At 64.5% G+C, this 18,642-nt stretch carries 19 protein-coding genes and 2 tRNA genes; 7 read left to right on the forward strand and 14 right to left on the reverse strand.

Annotated features, from left to right (window positions below):
- The first annotated feature begins 18 nt into the window (after positions 1-18).
- The 3 genes from PIJ50_RS07370 to kdsA are packed head-to-tail and all read left to right on the forward strand — an operon-like array spanning position 19 to position 3,084.
- A complete protein-coding gene (locus PIJ50_RS07370; protein ID WP_271974036.1) occupies positions 19-678 on the forward strand; it encodes an ABC transporter ATP-binding protein in 660 nt (219 codons plus the stop codon).
- On the forward strand, positions 656-2,242 hold the full coding sequence (locus tag PIJ50_RS07375) for a KpsE/RkpR family capsule polysaccharide export protein (protein ID WP_271974038.1): 1,587 nt from the start codon (positions 656-658) through the stop codon (positions 2,240-2,242). The genes PIJ50_RS07370 and PIJ50_RS07375 overlap by 23 nt, the downstream gene beginning before the upstream one ends.
- An 11-nt stretch (positions 2,243-2,253) precedes the next feature.
- Positions 2,254-3,084 carry a 3-deoxy-8-phosphooctulonate synthase gene (gene kdsA / locus PIJ50_RS07380; RefSeq protein WP_271974040.1) on the forward strand — a complete coding sequence of 277 codons (831 nt, stop codon included), beginning with the start codon at positions 2,254-2,256 and terminating at the stop codon, positions 3,082-3,084.
- 3 nt (positions 3,085-3,087) lie between these two features.
- Here the strand turns inward: kdsA and PIJ50_RS07385 are convergent, their stop codons facing one another.
- From PIJ50_RS07385 to tgt, 7 genes are all read right to left on the reverse strand, one after another.
- Positions 3,088-3,348 carry a spike base protein, RCAP_Rcc01079 family gene (locus PIJ50_RS07385; RefSeq protein WP_271974042.1) on the reverse strand — a complete coding sequence of 87 codons (261 nt, stop codon included), beginning with the start codon at positions 3,346-3,348 and terminating at the stop codon, positions 3,088-3,090.
- A gap of 112 nt (positions 3,349-3,460) precedes the next feature.
- The gene (locus PIJ50_RS07390; protein WP_271974044.1) at positions 3,461-3,625 is read right to left on the reverse strand and encodes a hypothetical protein; all 165 of its coding nucleotides are present in this window, start codon (positions 3,623-3,625) and stop codon (positions 3,461-3,463) included.
- 71 nt (positions 3,626-3,696) lie between these two features.
- Positions 3,697-3,772, reverse strand: a tRNA-Val gene (locus tag PIJ50_RS07395).
- Positions 3,773-3,786: 14 nt separating this feature from the next.
- A tRNA-Val gene (locus PIJ50_RS07400) sits at positions 3,787-3,861 on the reverse strand.
- An 18-nt stretch (positions 3,862-3,879) separates the two neighbouring features.
- Positions 3,880-4,239 (reverse strand): HU family DNA-binding protein, encoded by a 360-nt coding sequence (locus PIJ50_RS07405; protein WP_271974046.1) that lies wholly within the window; start codon positions 4,237-4,239, stop codon positions 3,880-3,882.
- A 93-nt stretch (positions 4,240-4,332) separates the two neighbouring features.
- Complete coding sequence (gene lon, locus PIJ50_RS07410; protein ID WP_271974048.1) at positions 4,333-6,738, reverse strand: endopeptidase La; 2,406 nt, start codon at positions 6,736-6,738, stop codon at positions 4,333-4,335.
- Positions 6,739-6,887: 149 nt separating this feature from the next.
- On the reverse strand, positions 6,888-8,018 hold the full coding sequence (tgt, locus tag PIJ50_RS07415) for a tRNA guanosine(34) transglycosylase Tgt (RefSeq protein WP_271974190.1): 1,131 nt from the start codon (positions 8,016-8,018) through the stop codon (positions 6,888-6,890).
- Between the two features lie 191 nt (positions 8,019-8,209).
- Between tgt and PIJ50_RS07420 the strand changes: the two genes are divergently transcribed.
- Positions 8,210-9,577 carry a dicarboxylate/amino acid:cation symporter gene (locus PIJ50_RS07420; RefSeq protein ID WP_271974050.1) on the forward strand — a complete coding sequence of 456 codons (1,368 nt, stop codon included), beginning with the start codon at positions 8,210-8,212 and terminating at the stop codon, positions 9,575-9,577.
- A 93-nt stretch (positions 9,578-9,670) separates the two neighbouring features.
- On the opposite strand, the gene PIJ50_RS07425 is transcribed toward PIJ50_RS07420, so the two are convergent.
- From PIJ50_RS07425 to gatB, 3 genes are read right to left on the reverse strand one after another with little or no spacing between them, the layout of a single operon-like run.
- Entirely contained in the window at positions 9,671-9,811 is a 141-nt protein-coding gene (locus tag PIJ50_RS07425; RefSeq protein WP_271974051.1) for a hypothetical protein, read from the reverse strand.
- Positions 9,808-10,032 carry a hypothetical protein gene (locus PIJ50_RS07430; protein ID WP_271974052.1) on the reverse strand — a complete coding sequence of 75 codons (225 nt, stop codon included), beginning with the start codon at positions 10,030-10,032 and terminating at the stop codon, positions 9,808-9,810. The genes PIJ50_RS07425 and PIJ50_RS07430 overlap by 4 nt, the downstream gene beginning before the upstream one ends.
- On the reverse strand, positions 10,032-11,543 hold the full coding sequence (gene gatB, locus PIJ50_RS07435) for an Asp-tRNA(Asn)/Glu-tRNA(Gln) amidotransferase subunit GatB (protein WP_271974053.1): 1,512 nt from the start codon (positions 11,541-11,543) through the stop codon (positions 10,032-10,034). Before gatB ends, PIJ50_RS07430 begins: the two co-directional genes overlap by 1 nt.
- A gap of 180 nt (positions 11,544-11,723) precedes the next feature.
- Between gatB and PIJ50_RS07440 the strand changes: the two genes are divergently transcribed.
- Complete coding sequence (locus PIJ50_RS07440; RefSeq protein WP_271974054.1) at positions 11,724-12,320, forward strand: lytic transglycosylase domain-containing protein; 597 nt, start codon at positions 11,724-11,726, stop codon at positions 12,318-12,320.
- Positions 12,321-12,375: 55 nt separating this feature from the next.
- On the opposite strand, the gene PIJ50_RS07445 is transcribed toward PIJ50_RS07440, so the two are convergent.
- The 3 genes from PIJ50_RS07445 to PIJ50_RS07455 form a co-directional block, all read right to left on the reverse strand.
- Positions 12,376-13,257 carry a lysophospholipid acyltransferase family protein gene (locus PIJ50_RS07445; protein ID WP_271974056.1) on the reverse strand — a complete coding sequence of 294 codons (882 nt, stop codon included), beginning with the start codon at positions 13,255-13,257 and terminating at the stop codon, positions 12,376-12,378.
- Positions 13,258-13,351: 94 nt separating this feature from the next.
- Positions 13,352-15,838, reverse strand: coding sequence for an aminopeptidase N (pepN, locus tag PIJ50_RS07450; protein WP_271974058.1), 2,487 nt, complete (start codon positions 15,836-15,838; stop codon positions 13,352-13,354).
- Positions 15,839-15,851: 13 nt separating this feature from the next.
- Positions 15,852-16,106, reverse strand: coding sequence for a BolA family protein (locus PIJ50_RS07455; RefSeq protein WP_271974060.1), 255 nt, complete (start codon positions 16,104-16,106; stop codon positions 15,852-15,854).
- Positions 16,107-16,180: 74 nt separating this feature from the next.
- Here PIJ50_RS07455 and PIJ50_RS07460 point away from each other — a divergent pair, with 74 nt between their 5' ends.
- A complete protein-coding gene (locus PIJ50_RS07460) occupies positions 16,181-16,792 on the forward strand; it encodes a J domain-containing protein (protein WP_271974061.1) in 612 nt (203 codons plus the stop codon).
- On the opposite strand, the gene budC is transcribed toward PIJ50_RS07460, so the two are convergent.
- Complete coding sequence (budC, locus tag PIJ50_RS07465) at positions 16,793-17,548, reverse strand: meso-2,3-butanediol dehydrogenase (RefSeq protein WP_271974063.1); 756 nt, start codon at positions 17,546-17,548, stop codon at positions 16,793-16,795.
- 117 nt (positions 17,549-17,665) lie between these two features.
- On the opposite strand from budC, the gene cobS reads away from it, so the two are divergent.
- On the forward strand, positions 17,666-18,640 hold the full coding sequence (gene cobS, locus PIJ50_RS07470) for a cobaltochelatase subunit CobS (RefSeq protein WP_271974064.1): 975 nt from the start codon (positions 17,666-17,668) through the stop codon (positions 18,638-18,640).
- Positions 18,641-18,642: the final 2 nt, after the last annotated feature.

Here is an 18,642-nt window from a genome sequence, read left to right on the forward strand (position 1 = left end):
GCGGGACAGGAAACTCGGATGATCGAATTCAACAATGTCAGCAAGTCCTTCTGGACCGGACAGCAGCGCAAGGTGATCCTCGACAACGCCTCCTTCCGGGTGGAGATCGGGAATTCGCTGGGCATCCTCGCCCCGAACGGCACCGGCAAGACGACCCTGATCAACATGATGGCCGGCCTTGAAAAACCCGACGAGGGCGAGGTGCGGCGCAGTTCGCGCGTGTCCTTTCCCCTGGGCTTCATGGGCGGCATCAACCCGAAGCATTCCGCGAACGAGAACGCCCGCTACGTGGCAAGGCTTTACGGCCTTGATCCCGATTACGTGGAAAGCTTCTGCCGCTGGCTGACCGACATCAACGAATATTTCGACCAGCCCGTGTCCACCTATTCGGCCGGGATGCGGTCGCGGTTCACCTTCTCGCTCATGCTGTCGCTGGAATTCGACATCTACCTGATCGACGAAGGGATGCCGACCACGACGGATGTGCAATTCAACCGGAAGGCGGGTATGATCCTTCAGCAGCGGCTGGCGAACGGCACGATGGTCATCGTGTCCCACCAGCCCAAGACGCTGGAGAAGTTCTGCAAGACCGCGGCCGTGCTGCGCAACGGCCAGCTCTACATGTTCGAATCTCTCGAGGAGGCGAAGCGCCTTTATGACTACCAAGCTCACGGCTAAGCGCTACCGCACCCGCCCGTCGGATGCGGCAACCCAGCATCCGGCCTCGCAGCTGCGCCCCGAGGATCTGTTCGAGGAACCCGATGACGGCCTCGGGCCCGGCATCAACCGTGCCACACCCAGCCAGCCGCCGTCGGACCAGCGCATCACCGCGGACGAGATCGCGGCCGTGGAGGGTGAGAACCTGACGGGCCGCCAGCTGCGCCTGGCCCGCCGGATCGCGGCCAAGCACAACATTCAGGCGTCTTCGGACCACATGGCCGTCATCCTGCTGCGCCGTTCCGGGATCGACCCGTTCCAGCGCGCGTCGCTAATGGATCTGGTGGTGTCCTCCCGGCAGGCGGAAGGCCCTACGCCGAACCTGCCGCAAAAGATGCAGCCGATCCAGCTTCCCTCGACCGAGCAGCGGGCCCAAGACAGCCATCTGCGCGAGCTGCGGCAGATCCAGCAGGACATCGCGCGGCGTCGCCAGCGCAAGCTGATGCTTCTGGGGCTGCGGCTGGCCTTCTTCGTGCTGCTGCCGACCTTCATCGCGGGCTACTACTTCTACGCGATCGCGACGCCGATGTATTCGACCAAGTCGGAATTCGTGATCCAGTCATCACAGAACCCGACGCAGGCCAGCAGCAGCATGCTGTCGACCTCTCCGCTGCAGATCATCCAGGATTCCATTGCGGTGCAGGGCTACCTGCAATCGCGTGAGGCGATGGAACGGCTGAACGACGATCTAGGCTTCCGGGCGCATTTCGCCTCCTCCGACATCGACCCCATCCAGCGCATTCCCGAAAGCGCGACGATGGAGGATGTGTATTCCGTCTACAAACGCAACGTGAAGATCTCGTTCGATCCGACCGACGGGATCGAGCGGATGGAGGTCATCGCCGAGGACCCGCAGACCGCCGTCGCGTTTTCCGAAGCCCTGATCGGCTATGCCGAAGAGCAGGTGGACCAGCTGACCCAGCGGATGCGGGAAGATCAGATGCAGGGCGCGCAGCAGGGTTATGAAAACGCCGAGAAGGCAATGCTGGAGTCGCAGCAGAAGATGGTGGAGCTGCAGGAGCAGTTCCGCATGATCTCCTCGGACGTGGAGGTGTCGCTCATCACCTCGCAGCTGTCGACGCTGAATTCCCAGCTGCTGGAGGAGAAGCTTTCCCTGCAGCAGATGCAGTCGAACGCCCGTCCGAACGAGGCCCGGATGCAGCCGGTGCGCGACCGCATCCAGCGGCTGGAGGATCAGGTGACGGAACTGCGGGGTCGCCTCACGGCCTCCAGCGGCGGCGACGAATCCATCGCCCGCCTGCAGGCGCAGCTGGCCCTGGCCCAGGGCGACGTGGAGATGCGGCAGATGATCCTCGGCGAATCGCTGCGCGCGATGGAAACGGCACGGGTGGAAGCCGCCCGCCAGACGCGGTATCTGTCGCGCAACGTGAACCCGGTCGCACCGGACGCGCCCGTCTATCCCCGCGCTTTCGAGAACACGCTGGTCTCCCTGCTGGTGTTCCTCGGAATCTACCTGATGATCTCGATGACCGTCGCCATCCTGCGCGAACAGGTCTCCTCGTAAAAGGACCCAAGATGAAAACCGTCGATATCGCTGGCCTTCGCGTTGGCAACGATCTTCCTTTGTGTCTGATCGCGGGCCCCTGCCAGCTGGAGAGCCTGGACCATGCCGAGATGATCGCCGGCCGCATGGCCGAGATCTGCGCCGCCGCGGGCGCGCAATACGTCTTCAAGGCGAGCTACGACAAGGCCAACCGCACCTCGCTGAACGGGCGCCGCGGGCTGGGGTTGGAGGCCGGGCTGTCCGTGCTTGAAAAGATTCGCTCCAGCGGCCTGCCAGTGCTGACCGACATCCACGACATCGCGCAGGCGCGCGAGGCGGCGACCGTGGTGGACGTCATCCAGATCCCCGCCTTCCTGTGCCGCCAGACGGACCTCTTGGTCGCGGCGGGCGAAACGGGCGCCGTGGTCAACATCAAGAAGGGCCAGTTCCTTGCGCCGTGGGACATGGCCAATGTGGCCGAAAAGGTGTCCTCCACCGGCAATGACCGCATTCTTCTGACGGAGCGCGGCACCTCCTTCGGCTACAACACGCTGGTGGCGGACATGCGCGGCCTGCCGACGATGGCGAAGACCGGCTACCCGGTCATCATGGACGCGACGCATTCGGTGCAGCAGCCGGGGGGTCTTGGCGGCGCGTCGGGTGGGCAGCGTGAATTCGCGCCGGTCATGGCGCGGGCGGCCGTCAGCCTCGGCATCGCGGGCGTCTTCATCGAAACGCACGAAGACCCGGACAGCGCCCCGTCAGACGGCCCGAACATGATCCGGCTGGACGAGATGCAGGCGCTTGTCGAACGACTGATGGCGTTCGACAAGCTGGCCAAGGCGGATCCGATCCGCGTCTGAGGCCTAGATCCAGCCGGTGATCTTGCCGGCCGTGGTGCCCGTCGCAAGGATGCGGCGGGCGAACATCGGATAGGTTCCGATCGGCAGTTCGGCGGTGGCATAGGTGACGCCGTCGGAGCTGACATACCGGACTGTCCCTGCCGTGCCGATCGTCAGGGCGCGGACATCCTCCGCCAAGTCGGCGCTGTCCGACGGCGTGACCGCCACCGCGCCGAACGCCGCTGCGGTGACGCCCTTTTCGGCCCCTGCAAATCTGTTGGCCATCTTCCATCCTTCTTGCTGACACTGGCTTTCGCCGGGCGTCCAACTTCGCGCAGGAAGATGACCGAAAGCGGAAGGCCCCGGTCGGGGCCTTCAGATGCCGTAAAGGTTTGGATCAGTTGGTCTGGGTGGCCGGACCCGTGGTGTCATCCGCTTGGGGACCACGGTCCGCGAAGAAGGAGGTCGCGACGATCGCGATGATGCCCACGATGATGATGGCAAAGACGATGCGCATCGGCCCGCGTACGCCCTTCTTGCCCGTCTCGTCATTCTGTTTCATGCTGTGACCTTCCCTGGACATTGCGCATCACAGCGCCTGCGGAAGGATTTGGTTCCCTGACGTCGCCGTCATGGTGGGCCGTGACGGGCTCGAACCGCCGACATTTTCGGTGTAAACGAAACGCTCTACCAACTGAGCTAACGGCCCGCAATGTATCGGGATGGTGGGCGATGAGGGATTTGAACCCCCGACATCTTCGATGTGAACGAAGCGCTCTACCACTGAGCTAATCGCCCGATGCCGGGGGTTTAGCCCTACTCGTCGTCCTCTGCAAGAGCCTTTTTTGCGCTTTTTGCATCCGTGTTCTGCGGGCGCAGTTTCAGCGTGACGACGCCGTTTTCCTCGTTGCGCTTGATCACCTTCAGGCGCCCCAGCGGCGGCAGGACCAGATCGTCGCCGGCGGTGATCTTGGCCGTCATCGCCGCCAGGAAGGCGTCGATGATCGGGCGCGCTTCCTTGCGGTTCTTTCCCGTGGCCTCCACGACCATGTCCACGAGGTCGGGCAGCTTCGTGACCTCGGCGGCTTCCTTCAGTTCGGCTTCCGGCTTGGCTTCGGCCTCGGGCGCTTTCGCCTTCGGGGCGCGGGTCGCGCGTGCGGTCGTCTTGGTGGCCATGCTGTTCATCCCAAACGTGACAATCAGTCCGAACGATACCGCTTTTTCAGGCCTTGGAAAGAAAAAGACGCGCCCGAAGGCGCGTCTCTGGGATCAGTGGGCCGTTTGCTGATGCACCGGCTGCTCGGCCATCCGGCGGGCCGCAGCGGCCTCCTCGGCCGCTTCGTCCCATTCCACCGGCTCCGGCATCCGCACCAGCGCCTCGCGCAGAACCTCACGGACATGGGTCACGGGGATGATCTTCAGCCCCTGCTTCACGTTGTCCGGGATCTCGGCCAGGTCCTTCTCGTTCTCGACCGGGATCAGCACCGTCTTGATGCCGCCCCGCAGCGCCGCAAGAAGCTTCTCCTTCAACCCGCCGATGGGGAGCGCGTTGCCGCGAAGCGTGACCTCGCCGGTCATGGCGATGTCCTTCTTCACGGGGATTCCCGTCAGCACCGACACGATCGACGTCACCATCGCCAGACCGGCGCTCGGCCCGTCCTTCGGGGTGGCCCCTTCGGGAACGTGGACGTGGATGTCCATCGTCTCGAACCGCGGGGGCTTCACGCCCAGTTCCGGCGCGATGGACCGGACGTAGCTGGACGCCGCGTCGATGGACTCCTTCATCACGTCGCCCAGCTTGCCGGTCGTCTTCATCCGGCCCTTGCCCGGCAGGCGCAGCGCCTCGATCTGCAGCAGTTCCCCCCCGACCGAGGTGTAGGCCAGACCGGTCACGACACCGACCTGATCCTCCTTCTCGGCCAGACCGTGGCGATAACGCGGGACGCCCAGGAACTCGGCCACGTTGGCTTCCGTCACCTCGACGGACGTGGCCTTGCCCTTCACGATTTCCGTCACCGCCTTGCGGGCCAGCTTCGCGAGTTCACGCTCCAGGTTCCGCACCCCCGCCTCGCGGGTGTAGGACTGGATCACCTCGGTCAGCGCGCCATCCGTGACCGCGAATTCGCCCGCCTTCAGGGCGTGGTTCTCGATCTGCTTCGGCACGAGGTGGGTCTTCGCGATCTCGCGCTTCTCGTCCTCGGTATAGCCCGACAGCGGGATGATCTCCATCCGGTCCAGAAGCGGCCCCGGCATGTTGTAGGAGTTCGCCGTGGTCAGGAACATCACGTTCGACAGGTCGTATTCCACCTCAAGATAGTGGTCGGTGAACGTGCCGTTCTGTTCCGGATCCAGCACCTCCAGCATGGCCGAAGCGGGATCGCCGCGGAAGTCCTGCCCCATCTTGTCGATCTCATCCAGCAGGATGAGCGGGTTGGTGGTCTTGGCCTTCTTCAGCGCCTGGATGATCTTGCCGGGCATGGAGCCGATATAGGTCCGGCGGTGGCCCCGTATCTCGGATTCATCGCGCACGCCGCCAAGGCTGATGCGGATGAACTCGCGCCCCGTCGCCTTCGCGACCGACTTGCCGAGCGAGGTCTTGCCCACGCCCGGAGGGCCGACGAGGCACAGGATCGGCCCCTTCAGCTTCGTCGCACGCGCCTGTACCGCCAGATACTCGGTGATGCGTTCCTTGACCTTTTCCAGCCCGTGGTGATCGGCGTCCAGGATGGCCTGCGCCTTGCCCAGATCCTTCTTCACCTTGGACTTCACGCCCCACGGCACGCCCAAGAGCCAGTCGAGGTAGTTGCGCACGACGGTCGCCTCGGCGCTCATCGGGGACATCGACTTCAGCTTCTTGATCTCGGCGTCGGCCTTCTCGCGGGCTTCCTTCGACAGCTTGGTGGCCGCGATCCGGGCTTCCAGTTCGGACACCTCGTTCTGGCCGTCCTCGCCGTCGCCCAGCTCCTTCTGAATGGCCTTCATCTGCTCATTCAGATAATATTCGCGCTGCGTCTTCTCCATCTGGTTCTTGACGCGGCTTTTGATGCGCTTCTCGACCTGAAGAACGCTCATCTCGCCCTGCATGTGGCCGTAGACGCCTTCAAGGCGCTGACCCACGTCCAGCGTTTCCAAGAGCTTCTGCTTCTGCGCCACGTCCACGCCAAGGTGCCCGGCCACAAGGTCGGCCAGACGGGCGGGATCGGTCGATTCCGACACGGCCGACAGCGCCTCTTCGGGGATGTTCTTCTTGATCTTGGCGTAGCGTTCGAATTCGTCGGCCACGGCGCGCAGCATGGCGTCGACCGTTTCCTCGTTGCCCGCGACCTCGTCCTGCGTCTCGGCATGTGCCTCGAAGAAGCGGTCATTCGAGACGAAATCCGTGATGCGCACGCGCGACTTGCCTTCGACCAGCACCTTCACGGTGCCGTCCGGCAGTTTCAGAAGTTGCAGCACATTGGCCAGAACGCCCGTGCGGTAGATGCCGTCGGTGCCCGGATCGTCCACCGACGGGTCCATCTGCGACGACAGCAGGATCTGGCGATCCTCGGACATGACCTCTTCCAATGCGCGCACCGACTTCTCGCGGCCCACGAACAACGGAACGATCATGTGCGGGAAGACCACGATGTCACGCAGCGGCAACACGGGGTAACTTGGAGCAAGTGTCTCGTTCATCTTCGGTCCTTTCGCAGGAAGGCTCTGGTCCCGTGCATCGGCAACGCTCGGCCTTCCCCGGCTGAGTTCCCTATCTGGTGGTGCGACCCATCCAAGTCAACCATTCCGCTGGAACCAAGACGGAACATGGCACGCGGTTCACGCAGCCGTCAAAGGGGATCGATGTCGCCTTCGGCACGGCGGGCGTGGAAGTCGGCCACAAAGGCCGGAAGGCGCTGTTCGGCGATCGCGTCGCGCAGGCCCTGCATCAGTTCCTGATAGTAGTGCAGGTTGTGCCAGGTCATGAGCATGGAGCTGATGATCTCCCCCGCGCGCATCACGTGATGCAGGTAGCCACGGGAATAGTTGCGGCAGGCGGGACAGGTGCACTCCTCATCCAACGGGCGGGGATCGTCCATGTGGCGGGCGTTCTTGATGTTGATGACGCCGCGCCGCGTGAAGGCCTGCCCCGTGCGCCCGGAACGCGACGGCAGCACGCAGTCCATCATGTCGATGCCGCGTTCCACGGCGCCCACGATGTCGTCGGGCTTGCCCACGCCCATCAGATAACGCGGCTTGTCCGCCGGCAGCATGCCTGGGGCGTAGTTCAGGACGTCGAACATCATCTCCTGCCCCTCGCCTACCGCCAGACCGCCGACGGCGTAACCATCAAAGCCGATGGATTGCAGCTTTTCCGCGCTTTCGGCGCGCTGGTCGGGGAAGACGCTGCCCTGCTGGATCCCGAACAGCGCGTGGCCCGGCTGATCGCCAAAGGCGTCGCGCGACCGTTGCGCCCACCGCATGGACAATTCCATCGACCGGCGCGCCGTTTTTTCATCAGCCGGAAATGGTGTGCATTCGTCGAAGGCCATCACGATGTCGGATCCCAGCAGGCGCTGGATCTCCATGCTCCGCTCCGGCGTCAGGTGGTGGGAAGAGCCGTCGATGTGGCTCTTGAAGCGCACCCCCTCCTCCGTCAGCTTGCGCAGGGCGGTCAGGCTCATCACCTGGAACCCGCCACTGTCGGTCAGGATCGGACGCTCCCAGTTCATGAAGCGGTGGAGCCCGCCAAGGCGGTCGATCCGTTCGGCCGTGGGCCGCAGCATCAGGTGATAGGTGTTGCCCAGAAGGATGTCCGCGCCCGTGGCCCGCACGTTTTCGGGCAGCATCGCCTTCACCGTGGCGGCGGTGCCAACCGGCATGAAGGCGGGCGTGCGAATCTCTCCACGCGGGGTGTGGATCGTGCCCGTGCGGGCCTTTCCGTCGGTGGCGTGAATGTCGAAGCTGAAACCTGTCATGATCCTCCTTTGCGGCAAAACCGCCGATTTTGGAAGGGGTCCGATGCAGCGTCGCAACATCCACTGGCGGAAGCCGGTGCGGGCATCCGCCGCGCCACAGAAAAATTGCACAAGTGCCTTAAAGCGTATAATCGCTTACGACCACTCTGACCGTACGCGGCAGGGCGCGAATGGGGACTTGAGGAGGACATCCATTGCATTACGAACCGACAGCGGGTGAACCGCCCAAGAAAGCTGGACCATTCTACACCCATCTGTATTTCCAGGTGATCGTGGCGATCATCCTCGGGATTCTGCTGGGACATTTCTATCCGCAATTCGCGGCCAGCCTGAAACCCCTGGGCGACGCCTTCATCAAGCTGGTGAAGATGATCATCGCGCCCGTGATCTTCCTGACCGTGTCGACCGGCATCGCCGGCATGACCGACATGAAGAAGGTCGGTCGTGTCGCCGGCAAGGCCATGATCTACTTCCTGACCTTCTCCACCCTGGCGCTGATCGTCGGCCTGGTGGTGGCGAACATCATCCAGCCGGGCTCCGGCATGAACATCGATCCGGCGACGCTGGATGCAAGCGCGGTGAACGACTACGCCGCCAAGGCGCATGAAACGACGATCACCGGCTTCCTGATGAACATCATCCCGACCACGCTGGTCGGTGCCTTCGCGGCGGGCGACATCCTGCAGGTGCTGTTCATCTCCGTCCTGTTCGGCGTCGCGCTCGCCATGGTGGGCGAACGTGGCCGCCCGGTGACCGAGTTCCTGACCTCGCTCACCTATCCGATCTTCAAGCTGGTCGGCATCCTGATGAAGGCCGCCCCGATCGGCGCCTTCGGCGCGATGGCCTTCACCATCGGCCGCTACGGCATCGGTTCGGTCATCAACCTCGCGGCGCTGGTGATCTGCTTCTACATCACGGCCCTGCTGTTCGTGATCGTCATCCTGGGTGCCGTGGCCCGCTACAACGGCTTCTCGATCTTCAAGCTGATCAAGTACATCAAGGAGGAGCTGCTGCTGGTTCTGGGCACCTCGTCCTCCGAAGCGGCCTTGCCCTCGCTGCTGCAGAAGATGGAACGCGCCGGCGCCTCGCGCTCGGTCGTGGGTCTGGTCGTGCCGACCGGGTATTCATTCAACCTCGACGGCACGAACATCTACATGACGATGGCCGCGCTGTTCATCGCGCAGGCCACGAACACCGACCTGACGCTTGGTCAGGAAATCCTGCTGCTGCTGGTCGCCATGCTGTCGTCCAAGGGCGCCGCGGGCATCACCGGCGCGGGCTTCATCACGCTGGCCGCCACGCTGTCCGTGGTTCCCACGGTTCCGCTGGCGGGCATGGCGCTGATCCTTGGCGTGGACCGCTTCATGTCCGAATGCCGCGCCCTGACCAACTTCGTCGGCAACGCCGTGGCCACTCTGGTCGTCGCGAAGTGGGAGGGCGAGCTGGACATGGACAAGCTGCACGCCGCCCTGAACGGCGAACCGCAGCCCGTCGCCTCGATGACGCCGCCGCGCGACATCCCGGCCGGCCTGCAGGAAAACATCCGCACCTCCACCGATTGAGAATGGAAAAGCCGCCCTTGGGGGCGGCTTCTTCCACAGACAAGAAACACCAAAGCCGCCCTTCGGGGCGGCTTTTCCTTTGGATCAGACGGATCACTCGGCGGGGTGATGTTTCCGCTGCGCCACTTCGGCCATCTTGCGGTCGAACCGGCGCGACATCTCTCGGACAACCAGAAGACCGCAGCCGCCCATGGCAAGCGCAATCAGCGGAAGGCCGTAATCGAAGAACGTCATGGCGTCACTCCCTTCTTCATATAGCGGAGAATATAGAGCGCCAGTGCATGAAAAGCCAGCCCGCCCGCGATCCAGATCGAAATTGCAAGCCCGCTGATCGCGGTACCCTCCGACAACGGCCGCAAAACCCCAACCGCGATCATCCCCAGACCGATGGCGTTGTAGAACGCCGCGACCAGCTTGACCCGCTCGTTATAGCTGGCGAGCGGGTCGGGCTGCATCAAAGGCCAAGCTTCTTCAGCACGATCTCGTTCACCATTGCGGGCGCAGCCTTGCCGCCGCTGGCCTTGATGACCTGCCCCACGAACCAGCCCGCCAGCTTCGGATTGGCCTTGGCCTTTTCCACCTGCGCGGGGTTCGCCGCGATGATGTCGTCCACCGCCCGCTCGATCGCGCCGGTGTCGGTCACCTGCTTCATGCCGCGCGCGGCCGCGATCTCGGCTGGGTCGCCGCCTTCCGTCCAGACGATCTCGAACAGGTCCTTGGCCATCTTGCCCGAGATGTCGCCCGAGGCCATCAGGTCCAGCACGCCACCCAACTGCGCCGCGGATACGGGGGACGCGTCGATCGCCAGCCCCTCCTTGTTCAGGCGGCCGAACAGCTCGTTGATGACCCAGTTCGCGGCCTGCTTGCCATCCCGGCCCTTCGCGACCTCCTCGAAGAAGCCCGCGGCGTCCAGTTCGGCGGTCAGCACGTTGGCGTCATAGTCGGTCAGCCCGAAGTCGCCCATGAAGCGGGCCTTCTTCGCGTCCGGTAGTTCCGGCATCGACGCCGCGACGTCGTCCACCCAAGCCTGCTCGATCTCCAGCGGCAGAAGGTCGGGATCGGGGAAATAGCGGTAGTCGTGCGCCTCCTCTTTCGACCGCATCGATCGCGTCTCGTTCCGGTCGGGATCGTACAAGCGGGTTTCCTGCACGACGGTGCCGCCATCCTCCAGAATGGCGATCTGGCGGCGTGCCTCGTAGTCGATGGCCGCCTGGATGAACCGCATGGAGTTCATGTTCTTGATCTCGCACCGCGTGCCAAGATGGCTGAAATCCTGCGTCGCCTGATACTTCTCGTACTGGCCCGGACGGCAGACCGAGACGTTCACGTCGGCGCGCAGGTTGCCGTTCTGCATGTTGCCGTCGCAGGTGCCCAGATAGCGCAGGATCTGGCGCAGCTTCGTGACATAGGCCGCCGCCTCTTCCGGCCCGCGGATGTCGGGACGGCTCACGATCTCCATCAGCGCGACGCCCGTGCGGTTGAAGTCGACGAAGCTGTTGGCCGGGTCCATGTCGTGGATCGACTTGCCCGCGTCCTGCTCCAGATGGATCCGCTCAATCCGCACCAGACGCGCGACGCCGGGCCCCATTTCCACCAGAACCTCGCCCTCGCCCACGATGGGGTGATACAGCTGGCTGATCTGGTAGCCCTGCGGCAGGTCCGGATAGAAGTAGTTCTTGCGGTCGAAGGCCGAACGCAGGTTGATCCCTGCCTTCAGGCCCAGACCGGTGCGCACCGCCTGTTCCACGCAGAATTCGTTGATGACGGGCAGCATCCCCGGCATCGCGCTGTCCACGAAGGACACGTGGCTGTTCGGTTCCGCCCCGAATCCGGTGGACGCGCCCGAAAACAGCTTCGCATTGGACGACACCTGCGCGTGGATCTCCATGCCGATCACCAGCTCCCAATCGTCGCGCGCACCGGCGATCACCTTGGGTTTCGGGGTCTCATAAGTCAGATCAAGCATGGGTCATCCTCTTGCACGAGCGTCGTTTTAAGCCCTCCTTCCCCCCCCGGCAACCCTGTGCGCACACGCACATTCGGCGAGATCGCGCCGACCAATGCGCGTTCCGGTTGCCGGAAGGAACCTCTTCGTTCAAAAGCACCGAGCCGCCCACGGAGTGCGGTGCCACCCATGTCGGAACCGATGAAGATCAGGACACTTGTTTTCGGCGCGTTGCTTGCGCTGCCCATCGCTGGCTGTGCAACCACCCAGACCTCGGCCACGCAGGCCACCGCCCTGCCCGCCATGCGTTGGGACTTCCGCCCCGAAGGCAAGACCTGGACCCAGCAGACCCTTGCGGCCGTCAGCCGCAACGACACGGATCTGAGCCGTCTTATCCCCGCTGACATCGACACCTGGTGCCCCGGCTACCGCACCGCCTCGGTCGACGAGCGCCGCGCCTTCTGGACGGCCATGCTGTCGGCGCTCGCCAAGCATGAAAGCACGTGGAACCCGGCGGCCGCTGGTGGTGGCGGCAAATGGATCGGCCTTGTGCAGATCGACCCGCGCACGGCCCGCGCCTATGACTGCGAGGCCACCACTGCGTCGGAGTTGAAGAACGGCGCCAAGAACCTCGCTTGCGCCGTCAACATCGCCTCCACCCAGGTCGCGCGCGACAACATGGTTGCCGGACCGCAGGGCCGCAGCGGCATGGGCCGCGACTGGGCACCCTTCCGATCTTCGGCCAAGCGGGTGGAAATGGCGAACTGGACCCGTTCGCAGGCCTACTGCGCCCTGTGAAATGCAAAAGGCCTGACCGATCCGGTCAGGCCTTTTCTTTATTCGGCGACCGCCTTCAAGGCGTGGTCAGGGGCGGAACGGTCCGAAAGCTGGGCAGCTTCGTCATCTGAACCAGACTGACCGCCGGCGCGTACTCCCCGCCCAGCGCCAGCGTCTCGGCCCGCAGCATCTCGATCCCCTCCTCGGACTTCGCCGGAATGCGCTCGGGCGCGATGGGATGACCCACGGTCACGCGGTAGGGCTGGCGGTGCTTGTTCAGCACCTCGTGGAACAGGGTGATGTCGCGCAGCGTCGGGTGGATCAGGTCGAACAGATAGAACAGGGTGGAGTTGCGGGCCCGGATGTTCAGCGGGATCACCGGGACGTCGAACTTGCGCGCGATCATCGCAGCCGAGGCCATCCAGGGACGTTCCATCAGCTTCAGGCCCGTGCGCTTGGCCAGACGCCCCGAGGGGAAGATGACGCCCAGACGACCGGCCTCCATCGCCTTGCGAGTGTAGTCCATTGTTTCGCGCGTCTTCTGAAGCGACCGCTTTTCCATCCGCCATTCGACCGGGCAGATCAGGTCGATCATCTGCGGCATGACGCGCAGGATGTCGCTGTTGGCATAGAAGAACAAGTCCGGCCGCAGGGGCGACAGCAGATGATGCAGGATCACACCGTCCGCAATCCCCGTCGGATGGTTTGCGACGATCATCGCCGGTCCGTTGCGCGGGATGTTTTCAAGCCCGGTGATCTGGATGTCCTTGGCGATGATCTTCGCAAGGCGCCCCATCATTTCGGGGGTGGGAAGATCACGGTATTCCTCGCCCAGAGTCAGGGTCCGCTCGTATCCCAGCATGCGGGTCAGGGCCGCATAGGCCAGACGATGGTGCGGGCGCCCACGGAAAAGCCAAGGCGCACGCTCGGCAATCAGGGGGTCAATACGGTCTCTCATCGTCTTTCAACCTACACGGCGGCGTTATCATGACATGGCGCGGCGCAGCCCAAAAGGCAAGTGCGCCGCGCCTCCACCGGTTCATTTCCGCCTGTTATCCCGCCATCCGGCCCGCCATTTCAGCCAGATCGCGCGACAGGCCGGGCGCGGACAGGATGCGCGCCAGTTCCGCGTGCATGAGGGCTTGACGGTCGACGTCGTACCGGCTCAGCCCGTCAAAGGCCTGCGACATGCGCGCGGCCGTCTGCGGGTTCAGCGGGTCCAGCCGGATCAGCCAGTCCGCCAGCAGCCGGTAGCCCGAGCCGTCCGCCTTGTGGAACCCGCGATGATTGGCCGACAGCGCGCCGAACAGGGCCCGGAAACGATTCGGGTTCTTCAGGTCGAACAGCGGGTGCCGCGTCAGGCGGTCGGCCACGGCCGGCGCGTCGGCCGCGTACAGGACCTGCAGCGTGAACCACTTGTCCATCACGATACGGTCGTCCTGCCAGCGCGCGTGGAACGCCTCCAGCGCCTCTGCGCCAGCGCCCACGTCCAGAAGGGCTGACAAAGCGCCGACCTCCTCGGTCATGTTGGTGGCGGTGTCGAACACCCCCTGCGCCGCCTGCCCCCCGTCCAGATGGGACAGAAGGCCCAGCGCCTGCATGCGAAGACTGCGCCGCCCCGCCTGCCCCGCATCCGGCGACCATGGTCCGGGCACGGGTGCGGTCAGCGCGGGAAGATCCGACTCCAGCCGTTCGGCCAGCGCACGCGTCATGCGACGGCGGGCCGCGTGGATCGCCTCCGGGTCGGGCGTCACGCCGGAACGGGCAAGGGTCTGGGCGATGTCCTCCTCCCCCGGCAGGCGCAGGGCCAGCGCGCGGAAGGCGGGGTCGAGGCTTTCGTCCGCGGCCAGCGCCCCCAGCGCGTCCAGCCACAGGGCGGGCGGCGCGCCGCCTTCCGTCGCCATCCGCGTCAGGCCGTCCTTGGCGAGCGCCCGTCCCGCTTCCCATCGGTTGAAGGGGTCGGTGTCATGGGCCAGCAGGAAGGCCCGCTCCTCGGCGCTCGTGGCCTTTTCCAGCACCACGGGGGCCGAGAAGCCGCGCAGGATCGACGCAACGGGGCGTTCCGTCAGCCCTTCAAAGCGGAAGCTCTGCTCCGGCTGGGTCAGTTGCAGCACCTCCGTGGCCCGCACCTCCGTTCCGTCCTGCCCCAGCAGGCCCGTGGCGAGGGGGATCACCTTCGGCCCCCCGGCGCCCGTCTGGCGGAAGGTCAGGGTGAAGGTGTGGCCGTCCCACGCCTCCTCGGCCACCACATGCGGGGTTCCGGCCTCCGTGTACCAGCGCTTGAACTGCGACAGGTCGCGGCCCGTGGCGTCTTGGAACACCGTCAGCCAATCCTCGATCGTGCAGGCCTGCCCGTCATGCCGGTCGAAATAAAGGTTCAGCGCCTTGGCATACCCCTCATCCCCCACCAGACGCTTCAGCATGCCGATGACCTCGGCCCCCTTCTCGTACACCGTGGCGGTGTAGAAGTTGTTGATCTCCTCATACGCGGCCGGGCGCACGGGATGGGCCAGCGGACCCGCATCCTCGCGGAACTGGCGGGCGCGCAGGGTCAGCACATCCTCGATCCGCTTCACGGGAGCACTTCGCATGTCGGCGCTGAACTGCTGATCGCGGAAGACGGTCAGCCCTTCCTTCAGGCACAGCTGGAACCAGTCGCGGCAGGTGATACGGTTGCCGGTCCAGTTGTGGAAATACTCGTGCGCGATGATCGCCTCGATCCGCGCGAAATCGTCGTCCGTCGCGGTTTCCGGCAGGGCCAGCACGTATTTGGAGTTGAAGATGTTCAGCCCCTTGTTCTCCATCGCGCCCATGTTGAAATCGTCCACCGCGACGATGTTGAACACCGACAGGTCATAGGGCCGGCGATACACCTCCTCGTCCCAGCGCATCGAGCGGATCAGGCTGTCCATCGCATAGGCGCAGCGGCCTTCATCCCCTGGGCGCACCCAGATGTTCAGCGCCACGTCGTCGCCGGTCATGGTGGTGAAGCGGTCCGAATGCGCCACCAGATCGCCCGCCACCAGCGCGAACAGATAGGCGGGCTTGGGCCAGGGATCGTCCCATTCGGCCCAGCCGTCGCCTTGCGCCACAAGGTTGCCGTTCGACAGCAGGACCGGCAGATCCCCTTCGACGCGCACGTGGAACCGGGCCATCACGTCAGGACGGTCGGGATAGAAGGTGATCTTGCGGAAGCCCTCCGCCTCGCACTGCGTGCAATACATGCCGTTCGACATGTAAAGGCCTTCCAGAGCGGTGTTGGCCGCGGGGGCGATCTCCACCTCCGTTTCCAGCACGAAGGGGCGATCGGGCACGGTCAGGGTCAGACCGGTGGCATCCGGCACGGCGTCCACCGGCACGTCGTCGATGCTGCAGGCGATCAGGCGCAGCTGTTCCCCGTCCAGCCGCAGCGAGGTGCCGCCTTTCCCGAACTGGAACACAGCAAGAACGCGCGTGGCATCGGGCGACAGGCGGAAGGTCAGCGCCACGCGGTCCAGCGGGTGTGAGAACGGGGTGTAGTCGGCAAGACGAACGGTCATTGAATTCTTTCCTTCAGGCGTCCACATCCAGTGCCAGCGCATGGATGCGCCGCACGATATCCCCAAGCGCCGCGTGCACGGCCCGGTGGCGGGCGATCCGCGACTGGCCCGCAAAGGCCGCGGCCCGGATCTTCACGTTGAAATGGGTCTCCTCCCCTTCGCGGAAACCGGAATGGCCGCGATGGCTTTCGCTGTCGTCGGTGACGACCAGCCGGGTCGGGTGAAAAGCGTCCTGAAGACAGGCATGTATCTGCTCGGTGATGGTCATTGTGATGGCGGCCCCTCTTCTCCTCGGCGCTCAAATGTCTAAACTCACGCCTCCGACTCGGAAAGGCCCTGACGATGACCAAATCCCCCTTCGACTTCGACATGCGCGTGTCCACGGACAAAAAACGCCGCAAGACAGGCCGGCGTGGCATGTCGGGGGCGCAGGAAACATCGACACGGACCTGTCAGGCCCCCGGCTGTTCCGAGGCGGGGCTGTACCGCGCGCCGCTGTCCCCAGATCACTTGGACCAGTACGTGTGGTTCTGCAAGGAGCACGTCCGCGAGTACAACCTGAAGTGGAACTTCTTCCAAGGCAAGACAGAGGACGATTTTTCGGCCTTTCTGGAGCAGGACCGGCAGTGGGGGCCGACCAAGCGGCCGGACGAAGGCCATGTCTGGTCCCGCCTAGGCGTGAACGACCCGCTTCAGATCCTCGGGGAAAAGGCGACCCAGAACCCCGGCAAGTCAACGGCCACCCGCAAGCTGCCGCCGACCGAACGCAAGGCGCTGGAAATCCTCGACGCGCGCGACACCTGGACGCGCATCGAGATCCGCAAGCAGTACAAGAGCCTTGTGAAGGACCTGCACCCCGACATGAACGGCGGCAACCGTGCGGACGAGGAGCGGCTGCAGGAGGTCGTCTGGGCCTGGGACCAGATCAAGGACAGCCGCCACTTCCGCGAGTGATCATTGCGGGGGCTGCCCGTTGGAGGCCATGACGCCGCCATCGACGGGCAGGTTCACCCCGGTGATCAGCCGCGCGTCGGGGGACGCAAGAAAGGCGATGGCGTCCGCCACGCCCGACGGATCGGCCGGCGCTTCCAGCGGCTGGCGTTCCCGGAACTTGGCCATCAGCGCCGCGTCGTCCAGCATGTCCTTGGTCATGTCGGACTTCGTCAGCGCCGGGTTCACGGCGTTCACGCGGATGCCCAGCTTCGCCCCGTCCAGCGCCAGCGCGCGCACCATGTTGGTGATCCCGCCCTTGGACGCGTTGTAGGCGAACATCTCCCAGTCGCCGCCAAGACCGGACACGGACGACGTCATCACGACGTTCCCCTTCTTGGCCTTCAGCTGGTCCCAGAAGAACTTTGTCACAAGGAAATAGCCGGTCAGGTTCGTCTGGATCTGCTTGTTCCAGTCTTCGACGCTCACCTCCTCGATCGTGCCGCCCACCGCGATGCCCGCATTGTTGACCAGAACGTCCGCGCCGCCCATCGCCTGCGCCTTTGCGGCCAACGCCCGGGCGCCTTCCTCGGTCGACAGGTCGGCGCTGATCCATTCGGTCCGGTCGGATGGCAGGCTGGCTGCCACCTTCGACAACTTCTCCTCGCTCCGTGCCACCAGAAGAACCGTGGCCCCGTCGGCCGAGAAGCGGCGGGCCGTCGCCTCGCCAATGCCCGAGCCCGCTCCGGTCACGACCACGATCTTGTTGTCAAAGCGCATGGATAACTCCTCCGATGTTGCCATGAACGAAACGGGACACGCTTTCCGGGGTTCCGCCCTTGCACCACGTTTGTGAATGTTACATCAAACGGGTACGCCATCAGGAGAGAAGACGTCATGCTGGACCTGCCCGCAAAACCCACCGAGGAAATCTCTGTCCGCGAGGTTTTCGGCATCGACACCGACATGAAGGTGAAAGGCTTCGCCGAACGCACGGACCGCGTGCCCGAGGAGGATTCCACCTACAAGTTCGATCCGGACACCACGCTCGCCATCCTCGCGGGCTTTGCCTATAACCGGCGCGTCATGATCCAAGGCTATCACGGCACGGGGAAATCCACGCATATCGAACAGGTGGCCAGCCGCCTGAACTGGCCGTCGGTGCGCGTGAACCTTGACAGCCACGTGTCGCGGATCGACCTGATCGGCAAGGACGCGATCAAGCTGATCGACGGCAAGCAGGTCACGGCGTTCCAGGAAGGCATCCTGCCCTGGGCGCTGCGCAACCCTTGCGCCATCGTCTTCGACGAATATGACGCGGGCCGCGCCGACGTGATGTTCGTGATCCAGCGCGTGCTGGAGGCGAACGGCAAGCTGACGCTGCTGGACCAGAACGAGATCATCACCCCCCACCCGTCCTTCCGCCTGTTCGCGACGGCCAACACCGTGGGCCTGGGCGACACGACGGGCCTGTATCACGGCACCCAGCAGATCAACCAGGGCCAGATGGACCGGTGGAGCCTGGTGGCCACGCTGAACTACCTGCGCCACGACGCCGAGGTGAACATCGTCCTGTCGAAGGCGCCCCACTACAACACCGAGAAGGGCCGGAAAGAAATCGGCCAGATGGTGACGCTGGCCGACATGACCCGCACCGCCTTCATGAACGGGGACCTGTCCACCGTCATGTCGCCGCGCACCGTGATCGCCTGGGCCCAGAACGCCGAGATCTTCCGCAACGTGGGCTACGCGTTCCGCCTGACCTTCCTGAACAAGTGCGACGAGCTGGAACGCCAGACCGTGGCCGAGTTCTACCAGCGCTGCTTTGGCGAAGAGCTGCCCGAAAGCGCCGCCTCGACCGCAATGAAGTGAGG

Origin of the sequence: Falsirhodobacter sp. 20TX0035 (assembly GCF_028307215.1) — a bacterium.
Taxonomy (GTDB): Bacteria; Pseudomonadota; Alphaproteobacteria; order Rhodobacterales; family Rhodobacteraceae; genus Falsirhodobacter.

What these genes read in the sequence shown, in the direction of transcription:
- PIJ50_RS07370 (WP_271974036.1), top strand. Translation starts at nt 19, where the DNA reads ATGATCGAATTCAACAATGTCAGCAAGTCCTTCTGGACCGGACAGCAG.
- PIJ50_RS07375 (WP_271974038.1), top strand. Translation starts at nt 656, where the DNA reads ATGACTACCAAGCTCACGGCTAAGCGCTACCGCACCCGCCCGTCGGAT.
- kdsA (WP_271974040.1), top strand. Translation starts at nt 2,254, where the DNA reads ATGAAAACCGTCGATATCGCTGGCCTTCGCGTTGGCAACGATCTTCCT.
- PIJ50_RS07385 (WP_271974042.1), bottom strand. Translation starts at nt 3,348, where the DNA reads ATGGCCAACAGATTTGCAGGGGCCGAAAAGGGCGTCACCGCAGCGGCG.
- PIJ50_RS07390 (WP_271974044.1), bottom strand. Translation starts at nt 3,625, where the DNA reads ATGAAACAGAATGACGAGACGGGCAAGAAGGGCGTACGCGGGCCGATG.
- PIJ50_RS07405 (WP_271974046.1), bottom strand. Translation starts at nt 4,239, where the DNA reads ATGGCCACCAAGACGACCGCACGCGCGACCCGCGCCCCGAAGGCGAAA.
- lon (WP_271974048.1), bottom strand. Translation starts at nt 6,738, where the DNA reads ATGAACGAGACACTTGCTCCAAGTTACCCCGTGTTGCCGCTGCGTGAC.
- PIJ50_RS07425 (WP_271974051.1), bottom strand. Translation starts at nt 9,811, where the DNA reads ATGACGTTCTTCGATTACGGCCTTCCGCTGATTGCGCTTGCCATGGGC.
- PIJ50_RS07430 (WP_271974052.1), bottom strand. Translation starts at nt 10,032, where the DNA reads ATGCAGCCCGACCCGCTCGCCAGCTATAACGAGCGGGTCAAGCTGGTC.
- gatB (WP_271974053.1), bottom strand. Translation starts at nt 11,543, where the DNA reads ATGCTTGATCTGACTTATGAGACCCCGAAACCCAAGGTGATCGCCGGT.
- PIJ50_RS07440 (WP_271974054.1), top strand. Translation starts at nt 11,724, where the DNA reads ATGAAGATCAGGACACTTGTTTTCGGCGCGTTGCTTGCGCTGCCCATC.
- PIJ50_RS07445 (WP_271974056.1), bottom strand. Translation starts at nt 13,257, where the DNA reads ATGAGAGACCGTATTGACCCCCTGATTGCCGAGCGTGCGCCTTGGCTT.
- pepN (WP_271974058.1), bottom strand. Translation starts at nt 15,838, where the DNA reads ATGACCGTTCGTCTTGCCGACTACACCCCGTTCTCACACCCGCTGGAC.
- PIJ50_RS07455 (WP_271974060.1), bottom strand. Translation starts at nt 16,106, where the DNA reads ATGACCATCACCGAGCAGATACATGCCTGTCTTCAGGACGCTTTTCAC.
- PIJ50_RS07460 (WP_271974061.1), top strand. Translation starts at nt 16,181, where the DNA reads ATGACCAAATCCCCCTTCGACTTCGACATGCGCGTGTCCACGGACAAA.
- budC (WP_271974063.1), bottom strand. Translation starts at nt 17,548, where the DNA reads ATGCGCTTTGACAACAAGATCGTGGTCGTGACCGGAGCGGGCTCGGGC.
- cobS (WP_271974064.1), top strand. Translation starts at nt 17,666, where the DNA reads ATGCTGGACCTGCCCGCAAAACCCACCGAGGAAATCTCTGTCCGCGAG.